The following is a 23,074-nucleotide window of genomic DNA, read 5'->3' as shown; positions in this document are numbered from 1 at the left end:
CCCTGCCGCTTTGACGCGAGCCAAGATTGCGGATCGGGAGCGTCTCTACCGTGTCTTCCTGAATCTAGGAAAAAATGCGCTGGAAGCCCTGACCTCCGGCGGCGAAATTCGGATCACGGTGCGGCAAACGGCGGGACAGGCGGTGATCGACGTCCGTGATACCGGACCAGGCATCCCGGAAACCACCCTGGGATCGCTGTTCATCCCCTTTGCGACCTCCGGCCGCATGGGCGGCACCGGGCTGGGGTTGGCCACCGCTCGCGATCTGATGCGGGCGCATGGCGGCGAACTGTCCTTGGTCGAGACCGGATCCCACGGCGCCTGCTTTCGCCTGACCTTGCCCCTATCCACTCCCTAAGCCTCGCTACCGGACAGTGCGGGTCGGCCATCGTTTAACGTTTCGATAAACCGTTTCAACGAACCGTTGAATAGACTCAGACGCTTATGAGGCTTCTTGCAAATAAAATTATTAAAATCATTTAGTTAAAATAAAAATTAAGTTGGCACACCTCCTGCCTTATTGAGGATTGTGCAAGCAAACGCAATCCATCATCACTTCAGGAGATTGACCGTGAAAAATTTCAGCAAGGTTATTTTTGGTTCTTCGAGGGTTCTTGTGGAAACCAGGGTGTACTGTCTCAAAAATGAGAATTATAATTGGCAGCTTATAAATAACTAATTGATTTTAAAAAATATAAGTTTGGCATTCAGCCTGCTCAGCGAGCTGCAACCTGCTCTGATGGATCCGCTCCACAGAAAGTGTCGAAGAACCTTATTTTTTTAGGCTTGGCCATCGGTTTGCTCAATCCAGCGATAGCGGATGACACCTTGAAAGGAGGCAGCTACAAAAATAGCGGTAGCGATTTCCCGCGACATGTCACAGCTAGTGAAAGCTCGCGCCCCCCCGGTGGTTGCCGATGCTGGTCATCATAGCGAGGGCGGCCAAGACCAGAGTGGCCGGGATTGGGTAGGAGACGTCAGTCCTCATGGACATGAACATCCGGCCGACGCACCTTCTTCTCGCCCGTTGCGGGCATGGGGCTGGAACTCAAAATAAGGTAATCATTCGCGAATGCCACTTGCAACGCGGCTCCCCATCCATGCAAAGCAATACGCCAACCGAATACCTGTGTAAGGTTGCCTGACCCCGGCATGACTTCCCTCGCCCCGGCGCTTTCCCTGTGATGGGAAAGCGCCGGGGGTGATATTTTGGGTGGCAGCGCTCTCAAACCCGCACTACGGTTTGCCCTTAACGCTGGGCCTGGGCGCACGGTAGCCCGCTTGCTCGGCAGCCTGCGCATTCGCAAAGCACTGCTTGGCCTTGGTGTTTTTGTAGTTGGGATCGGCGGGGGCATGATAGATGCCGGACTTGGAAACCTTGAACGGCGCAGTTTCCGGGCAGGAACCATCCGAATGGCCGGGAATACCCGCTGGCGGCACCGGATTGACCGTGGCCGGAAGGGTTGATGCGGGCGATGTGGGACTTGCAGCGGTAGCCGGCGGTGGTGTGCCGTCAGCGGCGTAGGCGCTCAGTCCGTTCAAGGACAGAACCAGGAGGGTGGCGGGCAACCCGCCGATCAACCGAAAATGTTTTAAGAACATGTGTATATCCTTCGTTGTTGGGTTTGAGGATACAGCGTATTTAACCATTCAGCCCCCCAAATACGCCTTTCGCACCTGGTCATTCGCCAGCAAATTGGCGCCGCTATCGGCCAGCACGATGCGTCCGTTTTCCAGCACATAACCCCGGTCGGCCAATTGCAGAGCGCGGTGAGCGTTCTGCTCAACCAGAAAGATGGTTACGCCTTCCTCGCGGATTTCTCTCAATATCTGGAAAATCTGGGCGATGATGATCGGTGCCAATCCCAGCGATGGTTCATCCAGCAGCAACAAATTGGGCCGGCTCATCAGCGCCCGACCGATGGCTAACATTTGCTGCTCGCCGCCGGACAAGGTACCGCCGCGCTGAGTGCGCCGTTCCTTCAGGCGTGGAAACAGCGCGAACACCCGCTCCAGATCAGTCTCCAGCCGGGCCTTGTCAGCGAAAAAGCCGCCCATCTGCAAATTTTCCTGCACGGTCAATCCTGGGAAGATGCGCCGTCCCTCCGGAACCAGCGCCAGCCCGCACTGCATGATGACGTGAGTCGGTTTGTGGGTGATGTCCTGCCCCTCGAAGCTGACCCTGCCGTTGGCTGCTTGCGGCGAACCGCAAATCGTCAGCAGCAGCGTGCTTTTGCCTGCGCCGTTAGCCCCAATCAGGGTCACAATTTCGCCGGGATGCACGTCCAGCGACACCCCCTTGAGCGCCTCGATTTGGCCGTAGAAGGTGTGGACGTGGTCCAGTTTGAGCATCATCACTCTTCTCTCAGATAGGCGCGATAAAACAATCTCATTCGTCGCTCTCCGCAACTTGCCGCAAGGCTAGGAAAGCTTCTTTGAGCGTCTGGCTGACGGCTGAATCAGGCTCGTCTAAAACAAGTGCCTGATAGGCGTTCAGATAATCCACCCGGATCCGGTGAAACAGATGCAGGAAGTAGCGCAGAAACCCGATGCAATCGAGAATGGCAATTTCGGTGCCGCCGGTTTCCTCATAAAACTTGGTTGCATAGTCAGAAACATCCGGGGCGATTTGGTCTGTGGTGACAAACAGATAATTATTAATCTGCTTTGGCGCTTTGGCGATCTTCGCTACAGCAGCGTCGATATCATCAAACGTTACTCGCTTCATCTTCATTTCGTAAGCAGTCACGATAGCTTTATCCCCAACAAGGCAAACTTCAATGTCGCCTATTGATCCCGTTTGCAGGTCTGCCGCATTATGTGCGTTCAATGACAAGATGCTTTCTGCCAAGCGATCCTCAGCAGCTTGATAGGCTGCGGCTACAATTAGAACCGGTAACCGGCTGGCATTTTTGCAGGCTAAATGCTGAGCGATAAGTGTCACTATAGCTTCCGATGAGAGTGGTAGCGAACCTCTAGTACGTTCCAACGCATTCATCAAAGACGCCATTCGTGCGAATTTTTCATCTCGCAATTGCAATAAGATGCGAACTGTCTCAACAAAAAGAACGTCAGCAGTAATCCGGCTTTCTGCTACATCCTCCAATAATTGCAATGCTTTTCTATAAAGTTCGCGCGGTCTTCCAACCAGTTCTCGGTCAGTGGTTAATGCGTGGTTAATGCGTGGTTAATGTTCCTAAGAGTCGGTGTTAGAAATGCTGTAGTCGGATTACATGGTAAACGATGCTTATTGATAAATGGGGTTAGATATTGCTCATCATAGGTACGCCCAGAGAAGCTATCACTTCCCCCAATTTCGGTATAAGGCTTACGCGGATCGACACTAGGATTGTGCAATTTTCCCAAGAGGCACGACATCAGCAAACGCACTCCAGCGCGGTTGCTGATGCAACGGCAAACGTAGTCTACTCGCTCCTGAATTGTAGCATCACTGACAACAGTTTTTTCAAGAACAGCGTTGGCGCGATCATAGATATCTTTCAAAATTTGATCAGGTGTTTGTAGTGACGTCGTCATTCAAAAAGCTTCTCTTGGCTTTTCGGGCTAAAGTTGGTCCAAAGTACTTCTTGCCGGGTGCCTTTGGTAGAATGAATAGTCTTATCTGCGCCCAGCATCTTGAACCAGCGCCCCGACTTGAAAAGTTCATCCATCAATGGATGATCGTAACCTGACACGGCTACTTGACCCCGGCATTCGTTCACTGTGTCTGCGAATTCCCGATGCTGGCTTTCATCCATCTCAAAGCTGTAGGCTTGGCTATCACCGCGTGTGGCGTGTAGATAAGGCGGATCGCAATAAAACAGTGTGTTTGAACTGTCATAGAGTTGGATGACATCAATCGCTGGACGGTTTTCAATTTGGACACGAATAAGCCGTTGGGCAATATCATCAAGCGCCTCCACACCGCCAAGCCAACGGGATATAACGCCTGACATTCCAGCGCGGCTGGTGTCCTTGCAGTTTGCCCAACGGCCGAGCGATGCGGTTTGTGCGAGACCAGTGCGGGTTTGACGCGCTTTGATATAAAAACGCCTTGCGCGCTCTACCTCACTGATTCCATCGGTCGTTCCATAGATAGCGCTGTGATATTCCTCGCGGGAAAACGGAGTCAAGGCAATAATACGGCTCAACTCATCCTGCTGGTCACGTAATACGCGAAAGAAGTTCACTACATCGCCGTCAATGTCGTTATAGGTTTCCACCGGCGAGGGTTTACGATTGAGTAGCACTGCCCCTGATCCAGCAAATGGCTCACAATAGTGGTGACATTTTGGTAACAAGGGGAGTAACCAATCCAAGTGTGAAAATTTGCCGCCATACCATCCGAAAACAATTTTGCGTTGTCGCCGGTTGCGGATATAAATGATGTTTGACGGTTCAGATTCAAATTCTTCACTGTCATCCAGGTAAATTGGAGAAGCACTCCGCCCTTTTTTTGACATTCTGGTCATCTACTCGATGTGGGTATGTTATCGATTCGATTTGGACGATTTCTTTTGGCAGAAAAGGCAGAATAGTTACTCTTCCCCCAAATACGCCTTAATCACTCGTGGATTGCGGCGAATTTCAGCGGGCGCGCCGGTGGCAATTGGCCGACCGTATTCCATCACCAGAATCTGATCGGAAATGCCCATCACCAGACTCATATCGTGTTCGATCAACAGCACTGCCACGTTATGTTCGGCGCGCAATTCGTTGATCAGCCGATCCAGATCGCGGGTTTCCTGCGGATTCAGACCTGCTGCCGGTTCGTCCAGCATCAGCAGCTTGGGATGGGTGATCATGCAGCGGGCGATTTCCAGCCGCCGTTGCTGGCCGTAAGCCAGATTGCCGGCCTCACGGTTCGCCACCGTGAGCAACCCCACTTTTTCCAGCCAGAACGCCGCCCGCTCCAGCGCTGCGGCTTCGGCCCGGCGGTATTTCGGGGTTTTGAACAGGCCAGGCAGCAGTCGGGTTTCCAACTGGACATGCTGCGAGATCAACAGATTTTCGACCACGGTCATGGTCTTGAACAGCCGCACGTTTTGGAAGGTGCGTACCAGTCCGACCCGGGCGATGCGATGACTGGGCAGGTGATGGAGCGGCTGACCGTCCAGCGCCACGCTGCCGGTGGTAGGCCGGTAGAAACCGCCGACGCAGTTGAATACCGTGGTTTTACCGGCGCCATTGGGGCCAATAATGGCGAAAATCTGGTCGCGGCGAACATCGAAATTAACATTATCTACCGCCAACAGCCCGCCGAATCGCATACTCAGGTTGCGGACTTCCAGCAATGGAGATGCTGATGGCCGGGCAGCGGAAGCTGGGTTTAATTCAAGACTCATCGCGATGCCTCCGCCTGTTCCGGCAGTTCCAGCTTGGGTCGCGAGGCGGGCAGCAAGCCCTGCGGTCGCCAGATCATCATCAGCACCATCACCAGGCCAAAAGCCAGCATCCGGTATTCATTGAACTCGCGGGCCAGTTCCGGCAACGCGGTAATCGCAATCGCCGCCAGCATCACCCCCCACTGCGAACCCATGCCGCCCAGCACCACGATAGCCAACACCATGGCGGATTCGATGAAAGTGAACGATTCGGGGTTGATATAGCCTTGGCGAGTAGCAAAAAAGGCGCCGGCCAAGCCGGCAAATGCGGCGCTCAAGGTCAGCGCCGACAATTTGATCACGGTCGGATTCAAGCCCAGCGAGCGGCAGGCGATCTCATCCTCACGCAACGCTTCCCAAGCCCGGCCCAGCGGCATCCGCAACAGCCGGTTGATCACGAACAGGATCAGCAGCACCAGCGCCAGCCCCAGCAGATACAGGAAGATCACGCCGTAATTGCCGCTGTAATCAATGCCGAAAAACTCGTGAAAAATGGTTCCACCTTCACTGGCGCGGCGGTTGAATTCCAGCCCGAACAAGGTCGGACGCGGAATGTTGCCGATGCCATCCGGGCCACCGGTGAGGACATTCAGGTTATTCAGCAGCAGCCGGGTAATTTCGCCGAAGCCCAAGGTGACGATGGCTAGATAGTCGCCGCGCAGCCGCAACACCGGCAAACCGAGCAGGAACCCGGTCAGCGCCGCCAGCGCCCCGGCGACCGGCAGGCACAGCCAGAACGACAGGCCAAAGTGCTGTGCCAGCAGGGCGTAGGTATAAGCGCCGACCGCATAGAACGCGGCGTAGCCCAGCACCAGCAGACCGGCAAAGCCCACCACGATATTCAGTCCTAGCCCCAGCATCACGTAGATCAACGCCAGCGTCATCACATCGACCGCGCCGCGTGAGGCAGTGAACGGCCAGACCACGGCGGCGATGAGCAAGAGCGCCCAGAATCCGGTTTGATAGCGTGGCTGTTGCTTGGCATGGTGCAGCGCAACGGTGATCGCGTTGTCGCGCCAGGATGCCGGGAAATGCAGCTTCGCCCAGGCGTTCCGCAGCGGCTCACGGAACAGTCGCAATAGAAAGACGATCACGACGGCGACGATAACAGGGGTGGGATTACCGTTCAGCGCGACGTTGACCCCATCCACATGGATGCGCAGGCCAAAAATGGGGGTGACTAATAGGGCGGTCAGTACCGCTGCCAGCAGCGATTCAGGCAAGGCGCGACGCATGGCTTAGACCTTCTCAATGTCCGGGCGACCCAGCAGGCCGGTAGGCCGCACCAGCAGCACCAGAATCAGCAGCCCAAAGGCCACCACGTCTTTGTATTCGGTTTGCAGGTAGGCCGAGGCAAAACTTTCCGCCAGCCCCAGCACGATGCCGCCCAGCATCGCCCCCGGAATGCTGCCGATCCCGCCCAGCACCGCTGCGGTGAAGGCTTTCAGCCCGGCGATAAAGCCGATGAAGGGATTGACCAGGCCGTAGTACAGGCTGACCAGCACTCCGGCGACTGCCGCCAAGGCCGCGCCGAGAATGAAAGTGAGCGCAATCACCCGGTCGGTATCAATTCCCAGCAGATTGGCCATAGCCCGGTCTTCGGAACAGGCGCGGCAGGCGCGACCCATCCGCGAACGGGCGATGAACAGGGTCAGGCCCGACATGAACACCACCGTGACCACCGCGATCAACACTTGCATGTAGGACAGATAGACCTGAAAGCCATCTTCCGGGCCGAAGCGCCAACCGCCGGTCAACACCGGCTGCATCGACACATCGCGGGCACCTTGACCGAGTTGAACGTAGTTTTGCAGAAAGATCGAAACGCCAATAGCGGAAATCAGCGGCACCAGCCGGGGACTGCCGCGCAACGGCCGATAGGCCAGCCGTTCCACGGTCCAGCCGTAGGAGGCAGTCACCAGAATGCTGATCGCCAGGGTCGCCAGCAGCACCAGCGCGATGCTGTCCACGCCGAACAATCCCAGCGCGGTAATCGTCAGCAGGCCCACGTAGGCGCCGATCATGTAAATCTCGCCGTGGGCGAAATTGATCATGCCGATGATGCCGTACACCATGGTGTAGCCGATGGCGATCAGGGCATAAATGCTGCCCAAGGTCAGACCGTTGATGATCTGCTGAATGAATTCGAGGATCGAGAAACCGGACATGGGCACCGTGTCTGAGGTGGTGGAGGATCGGGCGGGCGCAGGCAAGACACCATAAATATCAAAGGGCAAGGGTAGCGCTGCCCCTTGCCCGGCGGATCCGCCTTTACTTAACCGGCGTTTTGGTCGCGTCGGCGTGCCAGGTGAAGACGACAAACTCGAATTCCTTCAGGTCGCCATTGTCTTTGAACGCCACCTTGCCAATCGGCGTCTGGAAGCTGTTCTTGCGGATGTAGTCGGCCAATTTGACCGCATCCTCAGTTTTAGCGCCCTGGATGGCGTCGGCGATGATCTGCACCGCCGCGTAGGCGGGCATTACGAATGGGCCGCTGGGGTCCTCATTCTTGTCCTTGAAGGCTTTGACCAGGGCGGCGTTGGCCGGATCGGTACTGAAATCGGCGGGCAAGGTCACCAGCAAGCCTTCGGAAGCCGGGCCAGCAATAGCGCTGATGTCCTTGTTGCCGACACCCTCCGGTCCCATGTACTTGGCGGTGAAGCCCTGTTCCTTGGATTGGCGCAGCAGCAGGCCCAGTTCCGGGTGATAGCCGCCGTAGTAGACGAAATCTACCCCTTCCTTTTTCATCTTGGTAATCAGCGCCGAGAAGTCGGTCTGGCCTTTACTGATGCCCTCGAACAGTACCGGCTTGATTCCGGCCGCCTTGACGGTTTTATCCACTTCCTTGGCGATGCCTTCGCCGTACTGCTGTTTGTCGTGAAGGATCGCCAGTTTCTTGGGCTTGATCTGGGTGGCGATGTATCTGCCAGCGGTGGGTCCCTGCTGGTCGTCGGTGCCGATGGTGCGGAACACCATCTTGTAGCCCTGCTGAGTAATGGCGGGGTTGGTCGCCGCCGGAGTGATCATCAGGATGCCTTCGTCTTCATACAGCTTGGAGGCGGGCTGAGTGGATCCGGAACACAGGTGCCCGACCACATATTTAATTTTCTGGTTGACAATCTGGTTGGCGACCGCGACCGCCTGCTTCGGTTCGCATACATCATCCATCAGCACCGCTTCCAGCTTCTTGCCGTTGACGCCGCCCTTGGCGTTGATCTGCTCGACCGCCATTTTGGCGCCGCTCATCTGCATATCGCCGTATTGGGCCACTGGGCCAGTGATCGGGCCAGCCACCGCGATCTTGATCGTGTCTTCGGCGTGCGCCAGACCGCCCAGACTCAAAATAACCGCGCCAACGGCGGCGCTCAGAATATTGCGGTTGAAGTTGTTCATTGGTGTGTTCCTCTCGGGTGTTGTGGTGTTACCAGATTATAGAGTGGGCGAAATTTGCAGCAAATGGGCGCTTAATCGCAACAATTATTATTGAGGGTGTGGGACAGGCTCAGTGCAAGCGCTGAATTGTAGCCACACTTAACCCGATTTTGATGCTTGCGCCCCGTCCGAGTGGGGGTACTCGTATCAACAGGCTCAGCCTTAAATGCTGAATCCCGCTCGCTCCTGATTGCTCGTAGAATTCCGTAATTCCACTGGTGAACCTCAGCACCACCCATAGTCGCAAAAAACTTGCTATTGCATTAAATTTGTGATTCTGTGGGGTAGTGCATCACCCAGCAATTCAAGCGGCGGTTGAATAAGGTCGCAATCCGTTGAACATTATTAACGCAGTTCTCTCCCCAGCCCCTTTGTACTCCGGCCAGCGTCAACGCTTCCTGATCGTTGGTGGAGTTTACTTCGTGCTGTGGATAGCCGCCTGGTACGCTGCCGATCGGCTGAATCACTGGGGGGGCGTCAGTCTGTGGTATCTGCCGGCGGGGTTGCGCTTCTGCTGCCTGCTGGTTTTTGGCTGGCGCGGGCTGCTGCTGGAATGGGTGGCAGAGCTGATTGCGCTGCTGTTCACAACGCCAGGAATGGATTCCATCTCAGTATTTTTATCGGCTCCGCCGTACTGGCTGCTTTATCACTGGATGGTCATGCCGCTCAGTTATGCGGCAGTGATACTTCCTCTGCGCCGATGGATGCGCAATCCGTGGGATTTCACCAACCCCGGTCACCGTGCCCTGTTCCTCGTTGCGGCCTTGGCCGTGAGTGCGCTGGCCGCCTTGGCCGGGACGTTTGGTGCAGTTTACTCCGGTCTTATTCCACTGACGCAGGGGCCGGAAGCCCTTCTATCCTGGATCATTGGCGATTTCACCGGGATTATCGCACTGGTGCCGCTGCTGCTGGTGCGGGTGTGGCCCGGCCTCCACCATTACCTGCAACAGGGTTGCTGGCGGCGATTGCCCCTCTCCACCGCAGTAAGCAGCTCCTCCGATCTCAGCACGATGCTTATCGTGGCGTTGGCATTGCTGCTGGTGTTCGGCATTCCCTGGCGCCTGGATCTGAACCCGCATTTCCCGCTCACCGCTTTGTTGCTGTTACTGCCGCTGGCTTGGATCACACTACATTACAGCCTGCGCGGCGCGGTGTTGGCGGTGGTGATGCTGGATAGCGGGCTGGTGGTGCTGATCGTGCTGTTTGGTCAGCGCGACGCCGCCCTGCCCTATCAGTTAGTGATGATCGCTATTGCCCTGGTGGGATTGTGGCTCGGCGGGGTCGTGGAAGCGCGCAACCGGCTGATGGTGCGCTATCGGGATTTTGCCAGTGCTTCCAACGATTTGCTCTGGGAAACCGATGTCGAGGGCCGCTTGCTTGAAGCCAGCGGACGGTTGGCGAGGCATGTTGTGTTAACGCCGGGTCAGTCCTGGCGGTTACTGCTGAACGATGGGTTGCAACCGCACCTGGCTGCGCTTGAACACGCTCTGAGCCAACAACAGCCGTTTCACCATCTGGAGATTGCGTTGCAAGGTGCCGGAGAAACTCCGCGCTGGATTCAACTCAACGGCCTGCCTCTGCTGGATGAATTAGGTGAGTTGATTGGCTATCGCGGCACTGCTGTTGATGTCTCCCGGTCACGGCGGGCGGAAGCACTGCTGCGCAATTACAACGAAGAACTGCTCCATGAAGTGTCCGAGCGCACCCGCGCCCTGCGCCAGACTAATGGCGAACTGGCGGCTAAAGAGCGGCACCTGCAAGTGCTATTGGCGGCGGCACCGGTAGGGGTGCTGGAACTCGACGACGCCCAATGTTGCCGCTACCTCAATGCCAATGGTTGCGCGCTGACGGGCTGTACTCCGGAGCAGGCTCAAGGTCGCCATATTCTCGACTTTGTGCATCCCGATGACCGCGACTATGTGGATTTTATCTGGCAGATCAACCGTCAGAGCGACGAGGTGCAATGGCTGGAATTCCGGCTGAATCGCACCAGTCTCTGGTGCGCGGCTCACTGGATCAACCTGGCTCATTCCGATGAATCCATGGATGGCGCGATCATGGTGCTGACCAATGCCACCGCCCGCCGCCAGCAGGATGAGCGGCTCTGGACCCTGGCCCATCACGACACTCTGACTGATTTACCCAACCGTAGCCTGTTCTGGGATCGGCTCGGTCAGGCGTTGCGCCGCGCCAAGCGCCGCGAAAGTGGCACGGCGGTGTTGTGGATCGATCTCGATGGTTTTAAGGCGGTGAATGATAGTCTCGGTCACGCCGCTGGCGATGCTCTACTGCAACAAGTAGCTCGAAGGCTAAAGATTCGGATGCGCGACAGCGATACAGTGGCGCGGATGGGGGGTGATGAGTTTGCGGTAATTCTGCCCGACATCACCGAGTCCGAGGGCGCGGTGCGGGTGGCGACTGAACTGACCGCCAGCCTGGCCGAGCCGTTCGAGTTGCCGCAGGGGCCGGCGCATATTTCCGGCAGCATCGGGGTGGCGCTGTATCCGCAACATGCTGAAACTGCCGAAACCCTGACTCAATACGCCGATATGGCAATGTACACCGCCAAACATGCCGGCAAGAATCAGGTGCAGGTGTGGTATGGCAGATGACGGTCGGCGCTGAGAGCTTTCAATGTGTCAGCGTGATCCTAAATCGCGCCAGTGTGATCCCAAACTGTGCGTAATGCGCTTCCTTCCTTGTAGCGATCCCTACATTTTTTTTAAGTATCTAAAAAATTGCAAATAAAAACATTGTATTATTTTTTAAGTAGGGCTTGGTTCATTTTTTGCTTTATCGCCGGTGAACGCTTTGCTTTACGCCAATTCGGCGCATGCAACATACGGCACAGCAACACTTAACCTCTTGTAAGGGCATCTCCATGGCGAAAGCTCAGCTTACTTTTGAAGATATTGACGTAACGGTCACGGTGCCAGCCGGCAGCCGGGTCATAGAAATATCGGACAAGGTCAACTCCGGCATCATCTACGGCTGCCGGGAAGGCGACTGTGGTACCTGCATGATGAGAGTCGTGAGCGGCTGGCAAAATCTGAGCGAACCCTCGGTGCTGGAAGACCGAATCTTGCGAGAACACTTTGCCGGACGCCACTTCCGCCTCGCCTGTCAGGCTCAGGTACTCGGTGGCGAAGTCGTGGTCAGGCCCAGTTAAAACCGGTCGGAAAGCCATCCGCCCTCAACTCACTTTTCAGGAAATTCACCATGCCGACGATCACGTTCTCGAACTCTGAGCACAAGGATAAAACCGTTTACGCAGTGGCGGGCAGCCATACCGAAACCCTGCTCAAACTCGCCAAGGCCAACAAGATTCCGATTCCCTTCGATTGCCAGGACGGCGAATGCGGCACCTGTCTGGTCAAAGTCGCCAGTCTGGACAATAAGACGCGAATGGGTGGGCCGCCTACCGAGAAGGAACGTAATCTGCTCAAACAATTGGGCAAGATTACCGACGACGACATCAAGCAAATTCTGGTGGACGATTTCCCGCCGCCGTGGCGGCTGGCCTGCCAGATGATTGTGCGCGATGAAAACATTCTGGTGGAATATTGAATGGTTGGGTAAAATCAACCGCTTCCTGACCGCCTCGATTAAAGAGGCGCAACCGCTGATAGCCGACGGTCCGTCGGCTATCAGCGTTTTGGATCAACCGTTTTTCCACCCGCTTCTTGCCCAAGCAGAACCTCTTCATGTCGTGGGATACCCAGATTTTGCTGTTCGTAGCAACGCTGCGCTCAGAAGGATTGGACTGCTTCTTTCGTGGCGTTACCTGGTTGGGGTCACTGTATGTCCTGACGCCGATAGCGACTCTGATTAGCGCGATCCTGCTGTATTTTCAAAAACGCGCCGAAGTCCTGTTGCTGCTGGTGGGCTTCGGCGGTGCCACGCTGCTGGTTCACCTTGCCAAAGCGATCCTGGCCCGCCCCCGACCCTCTGTCATGGAACCGCTGGTGGTTTTGCCCACCGATAGCTCGTTTCCTAGCGCCCATACCACCCATATTGTCGCTTTTGCCCTGTGCATGGTGCTGATCATCCGTCGAATTTCGCCGGAATGGCAGTTCACCACCATCGCCGTCGCCCTGATGCTGACCATTGCGGTGGCGACTTCCCGAATCTATTTGCAGGTGCATTTTCCGTCCGATGTTCTGGCGGGAATCATCCTGGGCATCGGCTGGGTTGCCTTGGCACAAAAGTTTGTTTAACTCACTGCAAAAGTCGCATTGGAGGCTCCATGCGAAACAAATTTCTGGGTACCGGGGAAAGCGGTTATCACCCACTGCGCAAGATCAAAGTCATTCTGTCAGGGCTGCGATTTGCGGTCTTCTACGATTTCAGCGTCGCCTACAAAATGGTGCTGTCCGCGATCATCCTCTGCTTGGCGCTGCTATTTCAGCAGTGGGTGGATTTTGGGCTGATCCTGGTGGCTACAGGTTTGGTACTGATCGCGGAGTTGTTCAACAGCGCCATAGAGGCCGTGTGCGACTTTCTGGAGACCCGCGAAAATGAGAAAATTCGCGCCATTAAGGACATTGCCGCTGCTGCCGTGGGCATCGGTATGGCGCTCTGGCTCACCGTGGTGATTTCTGAGGTGGTCCGCTTGGCGCCGCTGCTGTTGCAACACTGGCGCGATTGAGTTCAGTCTGCGCATCCAGCGCGTAATGCCGTGTGGTGCGGCGCGCAGGCGCTATAATTCCCGCTCCCAAAATGACGACAAGTTGCGACGAGAGCCATGAAACGACGGGATTTATTGACGCGATTGCTGGGGCTGGCTGCCTGCGGGATGCTGCCGGTTCCGTGGGTGGATACGGCTACGGCGCAAAACGGTTCGCCAGCGGAGGGTCAGCCGTTCAGCCCGAAGTGGCTGCGGGAAACCGCGCAACAGTTGGCGCGGGAACCCTACGTTCCGCTCAGCGACGCCCGCCCGTCGTGGCTGGCGGCGATGGATTATGATGATTATCAGGCACTTAATAACTTTCGAGCTGATCATAGCCTATGGGCCGGCGGCGAATTGCCGTTTCAGGCCCGGTTTTTCCATTTGGGGCTGTATTTCCATCACCCGGTCAGTCTGTACGAAGTCGCCAATGGCATCGCCCGGCCCATTGTGTTTTCGCCGGAGATGTTCAAATACGGCCCCAGAGTCAAGGATCGGATCCCGGCGCAAGTGGGCGATCTCGGTTTTGCCGGCTTTCGGGTCAACAGCCGTGCGGACTGGGATCGGGACATGTTTTCCTTTCTCGGCGCCAGTTACTTCCGGGCGGTCGGCGCCAGCAAGCAATACGGCCTGTCCGCCCGGGGTCTGGCGATTGACACCGGGATGGATCGGGCGGAGGAATTCCCCGCCTTCCGCCGGTTCTGGCTGGAACGGCCTGCGGCGGACACTGCCGCGTTGACGCTTCATGCCCTACTCGACAGCCCCAGCATCACCGGCGCTTACCGCTTTGTCATCACCCCCGGCGATACCACCACCATGCAGGTTGAAACTCGCCTGTTCCCGCGTCGCCCGATTGAGCGGTTGGGCATCGCGCCGATGACCTCGATGTTTCAGTGCGGCGAGAACGACCGGCGGATCGCCGATGACTACCGCCCGGAGATTCACGATTCCGACGGATTAGCCCTATGGACCGGGACCGGTGAATGGATTTGGCGACCGCTGCTTAACCCGCATTACATCCGGGTTAATTCCTTCCTGGATGACAACCCGCGCGGCTTTGGCCTGCTGCAACGCGACCGCGATTTCAGCCACTATCAGGACGACGCCGCCTTCTATCACCAGCGGCCCTCGCTATGGGTGGAGCCGATGGGGCACTGGGGGCAGGGTAGGGTGCAACTGGTCGAACTGCCGACCGCTGACGAAACCTTCGACAACATCGTGGCATTCTGGAACCCGGCGCAAGCGGTGGAGCCGGGTCAGGAACTGCGCTTTGACTATCGCCTGTACTGGGGCGCACAGCCGCCGGTTCGGCCCACCTTGGTCGCCGAGGTGATGGCAACCCGTTTAGGCGCCGGTGGGATGCCCGGCCAGCAGAAAATCGATTCCATGCGCAAGTTCGTGATTGATTTCCAGGGCGGCCGGCTGGCTCAGTTACCCAAGGATGCCAAGGTAGAAGCCACGGTGACCGCTTCGCGGGGGGAAATTCGGGATGTGGTCGTCCGGCCACTCCAGCAATCCGATCTATGGCGCTGCCATTTCGATCTGGTGGCTCCTGGTAGCGAACCGGTGGATTTACGCTGCTATTTGCGCGACGCCGAGGGCGCACTCAGTGAAACCTGGCTGTATCAATGGTCGCCGCCTCCGGGCGTGAAAAGTTGATAGTGGCACCGGCTTCCAGCCTCAATCCTGCATGTGGCAATCAAACATCATATCCTCGCCTAGCGCATAGCGACGGTGGCGGGGACGCAAACCCTGCGCTAAATCCTGTATCGGCGGCAAGCGAATTCCAGGCCGGCCGGAACCGATGATCAGCGGCGCGACCGTGACTTGCAGTTGATTCAGCAGTCCCTGTTCCAAAAAGGCCGACACGGTTAACCCACCGCCCTCAATGAAAACTCCGAATAACCCGCGCTGGTGCAACCGCCGCACGATCTCCGCCAGGTTCAGCCCGCCGTCCTGAACGGCCACTCCGATAATCTCCGCTGCGCCCGGCGCGGGGACATCGGCCAGTTCCGCAGAGCAGATCAGCAACGTTGGCGCGGCCTGATCCTGAAACACGCCATGCCTGGCCGCAAGCCGCCGGCGGGGATCGAGAATCACCCGCACCGGGTTTGGCCCCGCTACCCGCCGGGTGGTCAACTGCGGATCGTCATGCTCCACGGTGCCCGCGCCGACCACGATGGCATCGCACAACGCCCGCATCCGGTGCAGATGGGTCAGATTTTCGGGGCCGGTCACATAGCAGGAGGCTCCGCTCTCGGTAGCGATGCGCCCGTCCAGGCTTTGCCCTAGATGCGCTACCGTCAGCGGCCGCTCCCGACAGGCTCGCGCCATTGGCAGGTAGAGATCAAACAGTTCTGCACTGGACTCGGTCAGTGGAGCCTTGGCGATCCAGGAGCCATCGGCAGCAATTTCGAGGAGCGCAGCGGGATTTTCAGCAGAATTTGGCGCGGTGCGAACCCGGTGGCGCAACTCCAGCAGTAGCGCCCAGGCCTGTTCCAGTTCAATGACCGGCACGGTCATGGCGTGCGCAACCGGGCGTAGATGTCGCCGGAACCGTCGGCTTCTGTGAGGGTGTCAAGCCACGCCAACAGGGCGTCAACATCCAGCCAGACGTTGGAGCGTAGCCGGTGTGATTCCCCAGGCGAGGCATTGAATTCGTAGCGTCCCAACCCCATCAGATGCGCTACGCACGCTCGCGCCGTGTCCAGACAGGCCGGGAGATATTCAAAGGACAGCGCTGGTATCGGCTGAGTCAGCCCCTTTAGCACCTCCAGTTCGTAGCCCTCCACATCAATCTTGCAGAACGCAGGCAAGCCATACGCGGTAATCAATTGATCCAGAGTAGTGACCGGTACTGGCACTGCGTATTCCCAGCGCACCTGCTCGAAACCACGTTGACTTTGCATCATTGTGATCCAGTTCAGGGACAGGCTGGTCACGGTGGGGGTGCGCGGACTGATGAACAATTCGGCGGTGCCGGATATCGCGCCGACCGCCTGTTCCAGCAGGGTGATGCGTGGATCAGAGTGGTGCCAACGCCGCAGCAGGCGCATACATTCCGGTTGCGGTTCCAGCGCGACCATGCGCGCTCCCAGCGGCTTCCAGGCCCGTAATCGACTGCCCACATGGGCACCAATATCGAAGCAGAGATCGTCCGGCTGGATAAACTGAGCATAGAACCGGGTCAGGCGGCGGCGGCGAAAGGGAATGCCGTGGTACATCAGCACCGAGCGCAACAAGCCCAGCCGGTGCGCGAAGCAGAGCCAGAGGGACATCCTCAATCGGCGATCCGCTGCAAATCAATCAGTTTCCGATCCGCTCCGAACCGCATCTCGAACAAGCCCGTCACTCCTTCCGCAGTCACGAAGCGCCGCAGCCATTGGGCTGGGAACTGCACCCGGCGGCCATCACTGGCGCGTGCGACTACCTGTTGGGCCGCACCCTGGTAGTAGGCCAGCATTTTTTCGGCAGACAGGTTCAGGCGAAAGCGGACCGTTTCCATCATTCGGATGCTTTCGCCGCCTGCTCTACGCTGCGTTGGCGCAGCAGCAACCGCGAGATGAACACGCCGACCTCGAACAGCAGCCACATCGGCAACGCCAGCAAAGTCTGCGAAATCACGTCGGGCGGGGTCAGCAGCATCCCGATGACGAAAGCGCCGACGATGACGTAGGGCCGTTTGGCGGCCATCGCCTCGGGCGTAATGAGGCCGGCCAGCGCCAGGATCACGGTGGCGACCGGCACCTCGAACGCCATCCCGAAGGCAAAAAACATCCTGAGTACAAAGTCGAGGTAGTGATTGATGTCGGTCATCACCGCTACCCCTTGCGGAGCGGTACTGGTGATGAACGCGAAGAACAACGGCATGATCAAAAAGTAGGCGAAGGCCATGCCGCAATAGAACAGCAGGGTGCTGGAGGCCAGAATCGGCAGAACCAGCCGCTTCTCGCGCTGATACAGACCCGGGGCAACGAAGCCCCAAATCTGATAGAGAATCCACGGGATCGCGATGAATACCGCCAGCATCAGGCTGAGTTTAAGCGGGGTGAGAAACGGCGACAGCACGTCAATCGCGATCATGCTGCTCTGAGCCGGCATGTGCCTGAGCAACGGGCCAGCCAGCAGGGTGTAGATCGGATTGGAGAAGGGCGTGAGTACCAGAAAAATCGCCAGTACCCCGGCCACAATATGCAACAGCCGACTGCGGAGTTCGAGCAGATGACTGATGAAAGGCTGTTCACGATCCGGATCACTCACGAGCTTTGATCCACTGCCGCAGGTGACGGGGAGGGCGAGGGTGGTGCGACACCCGGTGGTGGGCTGGCCGAAGTCGTCGCTGGTTTCTGCAACAGAACCGGGGTAGGCGCCTGGGGTAGAGCATCTAATGGAAGGTGTGGATCGTAATCCGGCGGTGGGTTCCACTCCGGTAACTGCGGGGCGGTGGGCATCCCCGGACGCCAACCTGGCGGTGGGCCGAGATCATCGGGATCATTGAATTCCGCTTGAATATCGTCGCGCAACGATTTCATCTGGTCGGTGATCTCTTTGGCTCCGCTCAGATCGCCTTGCTGGCGTAGCGACTGCTTGAGTTCATCCAGTTGCAGTTCCCGATCCACTTCCGCTTTCACTTCTGCCAGCATTCGCCGCGCCTTGCCCAGCCACAGCCCTGCGGTGCGCGCCAGCCCCGGCATCCGTTCCGGCCCGACCACAATCAGCGCCACTACGCCGATCATGGCTAATTCCCAGAAACTAATATCGAACATGGCAGGGTGCGTCCCGATTCAGCTTTTTCAGACGGTTCAGACTTTGTCACGGTCCTTGGCCAATGGATCGTGCGCCGCTGCCGTTGCGGAGCTACTGCTATGCGCTTGGGAGTCCGGCGGTTCAAGCTTTTTGGGATTTTCCTCGGCGGTTTCCGGCTTGGCGCCTTCCTTCATGGAGTCGCGGAAACCGCGAATCGCCGAACCTAAATCGGAACCGAGATTGCGCAGCCGGCTGCCGCCGAACAACACCAGGACGATACCCAGTACCAGCAGTAATTCCCAAACACTGAAACGCATGATGAGGTGCCTCTAAAAACGTAACGGGAGATCGCTTAATTGGCGGAGCGGGCGGCTTTTTCGGCCAGCCCGGAAGTGCCGAAGCGGCGGTGCAATTCATTCAGCACGGCATCCGGGCCGAGTCCCTGATGCGCCAGCATGACCAGGGTATGGAACCACAGATCAGCGGTTTCATACACCAAATGCTCAGGGTCGCCATTTTTAGCTGCGATCAGGGTTTCAGCGGCTTCCTCGCCGACTTTTTTAAGAATGGCATCCAGCCCTTTGGCATAGAGGCGGGCCACATAGGAACTGTCGGGGTCAGCCTGCTTGCGCTGTTCCAAAGTGGCCGCCACTTCACGCAGGATCTGGTCGCTCATTGTGGATACATCGCGTGTGGATCCTTCAGTACGGGGTCGGTAACCGTCCATTCACCCTCGCGCAGTTCCTCAAAGAAGCAGCTTTGGCGTCCGGTGTGACAGGCGATGCCGCCGATCTGGTCGATGTCCAGCAGCAGCACATCATGATCGCAATCCAGCCGGATGTTCCGCACCTTCTGGATATTCCCGGAGGTTTCACCCTTGCGCCACAGTTGTTGGCGGGAGCGGGACCAATACACCGCCTCGCCGCATTCCACGGTGCGTCGCAACGATTCGCGGTTCATCCACGCCAGCATCAGCACCCGACCGCTGGCGGCGTCTTGGGCAATAGCCGGCGCCAGTCCGTCGGCAGTCCACTGAATCTGTTCCAACCAGTTGTCGCTCATCATCGCCATTATTCCTCTCAGAGCGGGTCTGACAGCCGAACTTCAATCCCGCGCGCCTGCATATAGCGTTTGGCCTGTTCGATGGTGTATTCGGCAAAGTGGAAAATACTGGCGGCCAGCACTGCATCCGCTTTGCCGAGCAGGATGCCATCGGCCAGATGGTCGAGCGTGCCCACACCGCCGGAGGCGATCACCGGTACGCTCACCGCCTCGCTGACCGCGCAGGTCAACTCCAGGTCGAAGCCGCGTTTGGTACCGTCGCGATCCATGCTGGTCAACAGGATTTCGCCCGCGCCGTATTCCGCCATCCGCTGCGCCCAGGCCACCGCATCAATCCCGGTCGGACGGCGACCGCCGTGAGTGAAAATTTCCCAGCGCGGTTCTTCATCCGGCTGATGGACTGCTTTGGCGTCAATCGCTACTACGATGCACTGATTACCGAAGCGTTCCGCAGCCTCACGCACGAAGTCGGGCTGGGCAATCGCGGCGGTATTGATGGACACCTTGTCAGCGCCGGCGTTCAGCATCCGTCGCACGTCGGCCAAGGTACGGATGCCGCCACCCACAGTCAGCGGGATGAACACCTGACTGGCGACCTGTTCCACCACATGCACCATGGTTTCGCGGTCGTCGGAACTGGCGGTGATGTCGAGAAAGGTGATTTCATCCGCGCCCTGCTCATCATAGCGGCGGGCGATTTCGACCGGATCGCCGGCGTCGCGGATTTCCACGAATTTGACACCCTTGACCACCCGGCCATGATCGACGTCCAGGCAGGGAATGATGCGTTTGGCTAGGCCCATGATGTTGTTTGTTTCAATCCTTATTGTGTTGGATGAGTTCGTGGTTCTCCGCACTGCCGACGAGTTGCTGCGCCTCGGCGAGATCGATAGCGCCATCGTACAACGCTCGCCCGATGATCGCGCCCATGATGCCTTCCTTTTCCACCGCGCACAGCGCTCGCACATCGTCCAGGGTACTGACGCCACCGGAGGCGATCACCGGGATGGTAATAGCCTGCGCCAGCCGGACCGTGGCTTCGACATTGACGCCTTGCATCATGCCATCGCGGCCAATGTCGGTATAAATGATAGCCTCCACGCCGTCGCGCTCGAAAATTTGCGCCAGATCAACCACATCGTGTTTGGACAGCTTGGACCAGCCGTTGACCGCGACCCGTCCCTCCCTGGCGTCCAGGCCGACGATGATGTGGCCGGGATATTCCAGGCAGATTTCATTGATGAAATGCGGCTCCTGCACCGCCTTGGTGCCGATGATGACGAACTGGACGCCGGCATCCAGATAGGCATCCACCGTCTCCTCGTCGCGGATGCCGCCGCCGACCTGAATCGGCAGCTCGGGAAAGGTCAGAGCGATGCGGCGGATCACCTGGGCGTTGACCGGCTGGCCGGCGAAGGCGCCATTCAAATCCACCAGATGCAGGCGGCGAGCGCCCGCCTCGACCCAGCGTGCGGCCATCGCCACCGGATCATCGGAAAAGATCGTTGAATCTTCCATGCGCCCCTGCCGCAGGCGCACACATTTACCATCCTTCAAATCAATCGCGGGTATCAGCAACATGACGGAGTTCTTCCAGCGCTCTACGGGTTCCAGGTTAGGATGCTACGGATTCCAGTCCACAAAATTGGCGAGCAATTGCAATCCCGCCTGGGCGCTCTTTTCCGGGTGGAATTGCACCGCAAAGAGATTATCGCGCGCAATCGCTGAGGCGAAGTCGAAACCGTACCGGGTCCGGCCCGTCACCAGTGATTTGTTGGCTGGTCGCAGATAATAACTATGGACGAAATAGAAGCGGCTGTCTTGGGGGATACCCTGCCACAGCGGATGATCGTGGGTCTGATGCACCTGATTCCAGCCCATGTGCGGCACCTTGAGCCGTTCGCCGCTGGCGGGATCGCGTAAATCGCCGAACCAGACCACCCGCCCCGGCAGCACCTTCAGGCACTCGATGCCGCCATTTTCGTCGCTGAACTCCAGCAGCGCCTGCGGCCCCAGACACAGACCCAGAAATGGTTTATTGCGCGCCACTTCCCGCACCACCTCCACCAAATCCCAATGCGCCAGCTCCCGCATACAGTCACGGATCGATCCTTGGCCGGGAAATACCACCCGGTCGGCTTGCAGAATGTCGTGGCGGTTCTGGGTCACCTGAATCCGTGCGTGCGGGGCAACGTGTTCAAGCGCCTTGGCGACCGAGCGCAGATTGCCCATGCCGTAGTCAATAATCGCGATGTGGGTCATGCGGAAGACTCGCGGGAGTGAAGGCTGGAGGGTATCAAAGGCTACCCTTGGTGGAAGGAATGCTGGTCGTGCGCGGGTCGGATTCGACCGCCATCCGCAGGGCGCGACCAAACGCCTTGAACACAGTCTCGGCGATGTGATGCGCGTTGCGTCCCCGCAAGTTGTCAATGTGCAGGGTGATCAAGGCGTGATTGACGAAACCCTGAAAGAATTCACGAAACAGATCAACGTCAAACTCGCCGATCCGGGCGCGAGGAAATTCGACGAAGTATTCCAGCCCAGGCCGACCGGAGCAGTCGAGTACCACCCGCGACAAGGCTTCGTCCAATGGAACGTAAGCATGACCGTAGCGGCGAATACCGCGCCGGTCGCCCAACGCCTGCTGGACGGCCTGACCGAGAGTGATGCCGATGTCCTCGACGGTGTGGTGAGCGTCGATTTGCAAGTCGCCCTGGGCTGCGACCTCCAGATCGATCAGGCCATGGCGGGCAATCTGGTCAAGCATATGATCGAGGAAGGGCAGGCCACTGGCGAGTTGGGCGTGACCTGTACCGTCCAGATTGACGCACACCTGAATCCGGGTTTCCAGAGTGTCGCGCTTGATCGTTGCGATGCGTTCCGACATGCGAATCCTGCGGGCTGCGATGAGGTTGGGGAAATGGCCGCAATTCTACAGAAAACGATGTGGGTGCCTACGCAGAATTGCTCACATCGTCGTGCGGTATTGCCCTGCATTAAAGACTCAGTATATCTGCAATAATGCAACGATTCTCATACAACTTTCAATTTCCCGACCACCGTGATTGTTCCTATTGAACCACCGCTACAAGGCATAGCCATTGACCGGTTTCATGCTTTGGCCAAGGCGCTGACCCACGCTCGCCAACGCAACCACGAAGGCGATCTGCAAACTCTGCTGGCTGAAGACGTGGCTTGGGCGCGCGCGCCCATCTCGATCCGGAAACCAACGCGGTCATTGCCTATGAAGCAGCAGCGCGGGTGCTGGTCGATCTGGTGCGCCTGGGTTGGGAAATTCGTGAAGAAGGCTATGGCATCGAACTGGTGGCGGAACAACCACGCCTTGGCCGGTTGACCCCGGAGCAGATTCTGGCGGAAAAGCGCCGAACATCAGACGATGTTCCTGCCTACGGTGCAAGCGCAACTGAGCGAACCGGCAATCCCGGTCTGGAAAAAAGCCGGTTTCCTGCCTGATCGCGGATGGTAGCGAACTTCACGCCCGGTTACGAGTGGCGGTTCGTCACAATCAGGGCAATCGCGCTATATAGGGGTTGACAGGAGGCGGATCGCTTGGGTAACGAGCGGGGGTTGATCGGATGGAGAGACCCGATGCTGCCCAAATTGCTTGATCCTCGCCCGTATTTTGCCGACCTGGCTGATCCTCGGCGCGAGACCCGGAACAAGCTGCATTCGCTGCATGATATTTTGATGATTGTCCTGTGCGCCGTGCTGAGCGGGGTGGAAGACTGGGTGGGGATGGAAGCCTTTGCCGAGGAGAAGGAAG

General features: G+C 57.8%; 30 protein-coding genes. 9 read left to right on the top strand and 21 right to left on the bottom strand.

Going from position 1 to position 23,074, the window contains the following annotated elements; translation table 11 throughout:
• Positions 1-10: 10 nt before the first annotated feature.
• Positions 11-358, top strand: coding sequence for an ATP-binding protein (locus tag BN874_RS21920; protein ID WP_034437112.1), 348 nt, complete (start codon positions 11-13; stop codon positions 356-358).
• An 878-nt stretch (positions 359-1,236) separates the two neighbouring features.
• On the opposite strand, the gene BN874_RS21915 is transcribed toward BN874_RS21920, so the two are convergent.
• The 9 genes from BN874_RS21915 to BN874_RS21880 all read right to left on the bottom strand — a co-directional run bounded on the left by BN874_RS21915 (position 1,237) and on the right by BN874_RS21880 (position 8,777).
• Positions 1,237-1,602 carry a sunset domain-containing protein gene (locus BN874_RS21915; RefSeq protein ID WP_034437110.1) on the bottom strand — a complete coding sequence of 122 codons (366 nt, stop codon included), beginning with the start codon at positions 1,600-1,602 and terminating at the stop codon, positions 1,237-1,239.
• A 48-nt stretch (positions 1,603-1,650) separates the two neighbouring features.
• Entirely contained in the window at positions 1,651-2,352 is a 702-nt protein-coding gene (locus tag BN874_RS21910) for an ABC transporter ATP-binding protein (RefSeq protein WP_034437134.1), read from the bottom strand.
• A gap of 37 nt (positions 2,353-2,389) precedes the next feature.
• Positions 2,390-3,115, bottom strand: coding sequence for a hypothetical protein (locus BN874_RS25960; protein ID WP_230314524.1), 726 nt, complete (start codon positions 3,113-3,115; stop codon positions 2,390-2,392).
• 50 nt (positions 3,116-3,165) lie between these two features.
• Positions 3,166-3,537 (bottom strand): hypothetical protein, encoded by a 372-nt coding sequence (locus BN874_RS25955; protein WP_230314523.1) that lies wholly within the window; start codon positions 3,535-3,537, stop codon positions 3,166-3,168.
• On the bottom strand, positions 3,534-4,463 hold the full coding sequence (locus tag BN874_RS21900; RefSeq protein WP_420886164.1) for a DNA adenine methylase: 930 nt from the start codon (positions 4,461-4,463) through the stop codon (positions 3,534-3,536). Before BN874_RS21900 ends, BN874_RS25955 begins: the two co-directional genes overlap by 4 nt.
• A 75-nt stretch (positions 4,464-4,538) precedes the next feature.
• A complete protein-coding gene (livG, locus tag BN874_RS21895) occupies positions 4,539-5,345 on the bottom strand; it encodes a high-affinity branched-chain amino acid ABC transporter ATP-binding protein LivG (RefSeq protein ID WP_051498205.1) in 807 nt (268 codons plus the stop codon).
• Entirely contained in the window at positions 5,342-6,619 is a 1,278-nt protein-coding gene (gene livM / locus BN874_RS21890; protein WP_034437109.1) for a high-affinity branched-chain amino acid ABC transporter permease LivM, read from the bottom strand. Before livM ends, livG begins: the two co-directional genes overlap by 4 nt.
• Positions 6,620-6,622: 3 nt before the next feature.
• Positions 6,623-7,552, bottom strand: coding sequence for a high-affinity branched-chain amino acid ABC transporter permease LivH (livH, locus tag BN874_RS21885; protein WP_034437107.1), 930 nt, complete (start codon positions 7,550-7,552; stop codon positions 6,623-6,625).
• 103 nt (positions 7,553-7,655) lie between these two features.
• Positions 7,656-8,777: a branched-chain amino acid ABC transporter substrate-binding protein gene (locus BN874_RS21880; protein WP_034437105.1), complete on the bottom strand. Its 1,122-nt coding sequence runs from the start codon at positions 8,775-8,777 to the stop codon at positions 7,656-7,658.
• A gap of 374 nt (positions 8,778-9,151) precedes the next feature.
• On the opposite strand from BN874_RS21880, the gene BN874_RS23080 reads away from it, so the two are divergent.
• The 6 genes from BN874_RS23080 (at position 9,152) to BN874_RS21850 (ending at position 15,141) form a co-directional block, all read left to right on the top strand.
• Positions 9,152-11,428, top strand: coding sequence for a diguanylate cyclase domain-containing protein (locus BN874_RS23080; RefSeq protein ID WP_081756596.1), 2,277 nt, complete (start codon positions 9,152-9,154; stop codon positions 11,426-11,428).
• Between the two features lie 269 nt (positions 11,429-11,697).
• The gene (locus tag BN874_RS24080) at positions 11,698-11,985 is read left to right on the top strand and encodes a 2Fe-2S iron-sulfur cluster-binding protein (protein WP_081756598.1); all 288 of its coding nucleotides are present in this window, start codon (positions 11,698-11,700) and stop codon (positions 11,983-11,985) included.
• A gap of 50 nt (positions 11,986-12,035) precedes the next feature.
• Positions 12,036-12,383 carry a 2Fe-2S iron-sulfur cluster-binding protein gene (locus BN874_RS21865; RefSeq protein WP_034437102.1) on the top strand — a complete coding sequence of 116 codons (348 nt, stop codon included), beginning with the start codon at positions 12,036-12,038 and terminating at the stop codon, positions 12,381-12,383.
• Between the two features lie 137 nt (positions 12,384-12,520).
• The gene (locus BN874_RS21860) at positions 12,521-13,033 is read left to right on the top strand and encodes a phosphatase PAP2 family protein (RefSeq protein WP_051498203.1); all 513 of its coding nucleotides are present in this window, start codon (positions 12,521-12,523) and stop codon (positions 13,031-13,033) included.
• Between the two features lie 29 nt (positions 13,034-13,062).
• On the top strand, positions 13,063-13,464 hold the full coding sequence (locus BN874_RS21855) for a diacylglycerol kinase (RefSeq protein WP_034437101.1): 402 nt from the start codon (positions 13,063-13,065) through the stop codon (positions 13,462-13,464).
• Positions 13,465-13,560: 96 nt separating this feature from the next.
• Positions 13,561-15,141 (top strand): OpgD/OpgG family glucan biosynthesis protein, encoded by a 1,581-nt coding sequence (locus BN874_RS21850; protein ID WP_034437099.1) that lies wholly within the window; start codon positions 13,561-13,563, stop codon positions 15,139-15,141.
• 21 nt (positions 15,142-15,162) lie between these two features.
• On the opposite strand, the gene BN874_RS21845 is transcribed toward BN874_RS21850, so the two are convergent.
• Genes BN874_RS21845 through hisB form a run of 12 tightly spaced genes read right to left on the bottom strand, consistent with a single transcriptional unit; the run spans position 15,163 to position 22,177 of the window.
• Positions 15,163-16,005: a RibD family protein gene (locus tag BN874_RS21845; RefSeq protein ID WP_081756595.1), complete on the bottom strand. Its 843-nt coding sequence runs from the start codon at positions 16,003-16,005 to the stop codon at positions 15,163-15,165.
• Positions 16,002-16,760: an FkbM family methyltransferase gene (locus BN874_RS21840; RefSeq protein ID WP_034437098.1), complete on the bottom strand. Its 759-nt coding sequence runs from the start codon at positions 16,758-16,760 to the stop codon at positions 16,002-16,004. The genes BN874_RS21845 and BN874_RS21840 overlap by 4 nt, the downstream gene beginning before the upstream one ends.
• Before the next feature lie 2 nt (positions 16,761-16,762).
• Positions 16,763-16,990, bottom strand: coding sequence for a DUF2835 domain-containing protein (locus BN874_RS21835; protein WP_051498202.1), 228 nt, complete (start codon positions 16,988-16,990; stop codon positions 16,763-16,765).
• Positions 16,987-17,742 (bottom strand): twin-arginine translocase subunit TatC, encoded by a 756-nt coding sequence (gene tatC / locus BN874_RS21830; protein ID WP_051498201.1) that lies wholly within the window; start codon positions 17,740-17,742, stop codon positions 16,987-16,989. Before tatC ends, BN874_RS21835 begins: the two co-directional genes overlap by 4 nt.
• Positions 17,739-18,248: a Sec-independent protein translocase protein TatB gene (gene tatB / locus BN874_RS23075; RefSeq protein ID WP_051498200.1), complete on the bottom strand. Its 510-nt coding sequence runs from the start codon at positions 18,246-18,248 to the stop codon at positions 17,739-17,741. Before tatB ends, tatC begins: the two co-directional genes overlap by 4 nt.
• 36 nt (positions 18,249-18,284) lie before the next feature.
• Entirely contained in the window at positions 18,285-18,545 is a 261-nt protein-coding gene (gene tatA, locus BN874_RS21820; RefSeq protein WP_034437096.1) for a twin-arginine translocase TatA/TatE family subunit, read from the bottom strand.
• A gap of 35 nt (positions 18,546-18,580) precedes the next feature.
• On the bottom strand, positions 18,581-18,904 hold the full coding sequence (locus BN874_RS21815) for a phosphoribosyl-ATP diphosphatase (protein ID WP_034437095.1): 324 nt from the start codon (positions 18,902-18,904) through the stop codon (positions 18,581-18,583).
• Positions 18,901-19,290, bottom strand: a complete 390-nt coding sequence (hisI, locus tag BN874_RS21810) for a phosphoribosyl-AMP cyclohydrolase (RefSeq protein WP_034437119.1) — start codon at positions 19,288-19,290, stop codon at positions 18,901-18,903. The genes BN874_RS21815 and hisI overlap by 4 nt, the downstream gene beginning before the upstream one ends.
• A 17-nt stretch (positions 19,291-19,307) precedes the next feature.
• Positions 19,308-20,093 (bottom strand): imidazole glycerol phosphate synthase subunit HisF, encoded by a 786-nt coding sequence (hisF, locus tag BN874_RS21805; protein ID WP_034437093.1) that lies wholly within the window; start codon positions 20,091-20,093, stop codon positions 19,308-19,310.
• Between the two features lie 13 nt (positions 20,094-20,106).
• Positions 20,107-20,871 (bottom strand): 1-(5-phosphoribosyl)-5-[(5-phosphoribosylamino)methylideneamino]imidazole-4-carboxamide isomerase, encoded by a 765-nt coding sequence (hisA, locus tag BN874_RS21800; RefSeq protein WP_034437091.1) that lies wholly within the window; start codon positions 20,869-20,871, stop codon positions 20,107-20,109.
• Positions 20,872-20,913: 42 nt separating this feature from the next.
• Positions 20,914-21,552 carry an imidazole glycerol phosphate synthase subunit HisH gene (hisH, locus tag BN874_RS21795; protein WP_034437089.1) on the bottom strand — a complete coding sequence of 213 codons (639 nt, stop codon included), beginning with the start codon at positions 21,550-21,552 and terminating at the stop codon, positions 20,914-20,916.
• Positions 21,553-21,586: 34 nt separating this feature from the next.
• Positions 21,587-22,177 (bottom strand): imidazoleglycerol-phosphate dehydratase HisB, encoded by a 591-nt coding sequence (gene hisB, locus BN874_RS21790; RefSeq protein WP_034437087.1) that lies wholly within the window; start codon positions 22,175-22,177, stop codon positions 21,587-21,589.
• A gap of 308 nt (positions 22,178-22,485) precedes the next feature.
• Between hisB and BN874_RS21785 the strand changes: the two genes are divergently transcribed.
• The gene (locus BN874_RS21785) at positions 22,486-22,764 is read left to right on the top strand and encodes a hypothetical protein (RefSeq protein ID WP_034437086.1); all 279 of its coding nucleotides are present in this window, start codon (positions 22,486-22,488) and stop codon (positions 22,762-22,764) included.
• 135 nt (positions 22,765-22,899) lie between these two features.
• Positions 22,900-23,074, top strand: a 175-nt coding sequence (locus BN874_RS24075) for a transposase family protein (protein ID WP_195912257.1), incomplete at its 3' end; no start/stop codon positions are given.

It is taken from the genome of Candidatus Contendobacter odensis Run_B_J11 (genome assembly GCF_000531125.1).
GTDB classification, from domain to species: domain Bacteria; phylum Pseudomonadota; class Gammaproteobacteria; order Competibacterales; family Competibacteraceae; genus Contendibacter; species Contendibacter odensensis.
This window is presented reverse-complemented; position numbering and strand designations above follow the sequence as displayed.

Coding starts and splice junctions, on each gene's coding strand:
- BN874_RS25955 (WP_230314523.1), bottom strand. CDS start 3,537: ATGACGACGTCACTACAAACACCTGATCAAATTTTGAAAGATATCTAT.
- BN874_RS21915 (WP_034437110.1), bottom strand. CDS start 1,602: ATGTTCTTAAAACATTTTCGGTTGATCGGCGGGTTGCCCGCCACCCTC.
- hisB (WP_034437087.1), bottom strand. CDS start 22,177: ATGTCGGAACGCATCGCAACGATCAAGCGCGACACTCTGGAAACCCGG.
- hisI (WP_034437119.1), bottom strand. CDS start 19,290: ATGAGCGACAACTGGTTGGAACAGATTCAGTGGACTGCCGACGGACTG.
- hisF (WP_034437093.1), bottom strand. CDS start 20,093: ATGGGCCTAGCCAAACGCATCATTCCCTGCCTGGACGTCGATCATGGC.
- BN874_RS24080 (WP_081756598.1), top strand. CDS start 11,698: ATGGCGAAAGCTCAGCTTACTTTTGAAGATATTGACGTAACGGTCACG.
- tatA (WP_034437096.1), bottom strand. CDS start 18,545: ATGCGTTTCAGTGTTTGGGAATTACTGCTGGTACTGGGTATCGTCCTG.
- BN874_RS21910 (WP_034437134.1), bottom strand. CDS start 2,352: ATGCTCAAACTGGACCACGTCCACACCTTCTACGGCCAAATCGAGGCG.
- BN874_RS21835 (WP_051498202.1), bottom strand. CDS start 16,990: ATGATGGAAACGGTCCGCTTTCGCCTGAACCTGTCTGCCGAAAAAATG.
- tatB (WP_051498200.1), bottom strand. CDS start 18,248: ATGTTCGATATTAGTTTCTGGGAATTAGCCATGATCGGCGTAGTGGCG.
- BN874_RS21850 (WP_034437099.1), top strand. CDS start 13,561: ATGAAACGACGGGATTTATTGACGCGATTGCTGGGGCTGGCTGCCTGC.
- livM (WP_034437109.1), bottom strand. CDS start 6,619: ATGCGTCGCGCCTTGCCTGAATCGCTGCTGGCAGCGGTACTGACCGCC.
- BN874_RS21855 (WP_034437101.1), top strand. CDS start 13,063: ATGCGAAACAAATTTCTGGGTACCGGGGAAAGCGGTTATCACCCACTG.
- BN874_RS21880 (WP_034437105.1), bottom strand. CDS start 8,777: ATGAACAACTTCAACCGCAATATTCTGAGCGCCGCCGTTGGCGCGGTT.
- BN874_RS21840 (WP_034437098.1), bottom strand. CDS start 16,760: ATGTCCCTCTGGCTCTGCTTCGCGCACCGGCTGGGCTTGTTGCGCTCG.
- BN874_RS21860 (WP_051498203.1), top strand. CDS start 12,521: ATGTCGTGGGATACCCAGATTTTGCTGTTCGTAGCAACGCTGCGCTCA.
- BN874_RS21865 (WP_034437102.1), top strand. CDS start 12,036: ATGCCGACGATCACGTTCTCGAACTCTGAGCACAAGGATAAAACCGTT.
- livG (WP_051498205.1), bottom strand. CDS start 5,345: ATGAGTCTTGAATTAAACCCAGCTTCCGCTGCCCGGCCATCAGCATCT.
- hisH (WP_034437089.1), bottom strand. CDS start 21,552: ATGACCCACATCGCGATTATTGACTACGGCATGGGCAATCTGCGCTCG.
- BN874_RS21815 (WP_034437095.1), bottom strand. CDS start 18,904: ATGAGCGACCAGATCCTGCGTGAAGTGGCGGCCACTTTGGAACAGCGC.
- BN874_RS21845 (WP_081756595.1), bottom strand. CDS start 16,005: ATGACCGTGCCGGTCATTGAACTGGAACAGGCCTGGGCGCTACTGCTG.
- BN874_RS21900 (WP_420886164.1), bottom strand. CDS start 4,463: ATGTCAAAAAAAGGGCGGAGTGCTTCTCCAATTTACCTGGATGACAGT.
- hisA (WP_034437091.1), bottom strand. CDS start 20,871: ATGTTGCTGATACCCGCGATTGATTTGAAGGATGGTAAATGTGTGCGC.
- livH (WP_034437107.1), bottom strand. CDS start 7,552: ATGTCCGGTTTCTCGATCCTCGAATTCATTCAGCAGATCATCAACGGT.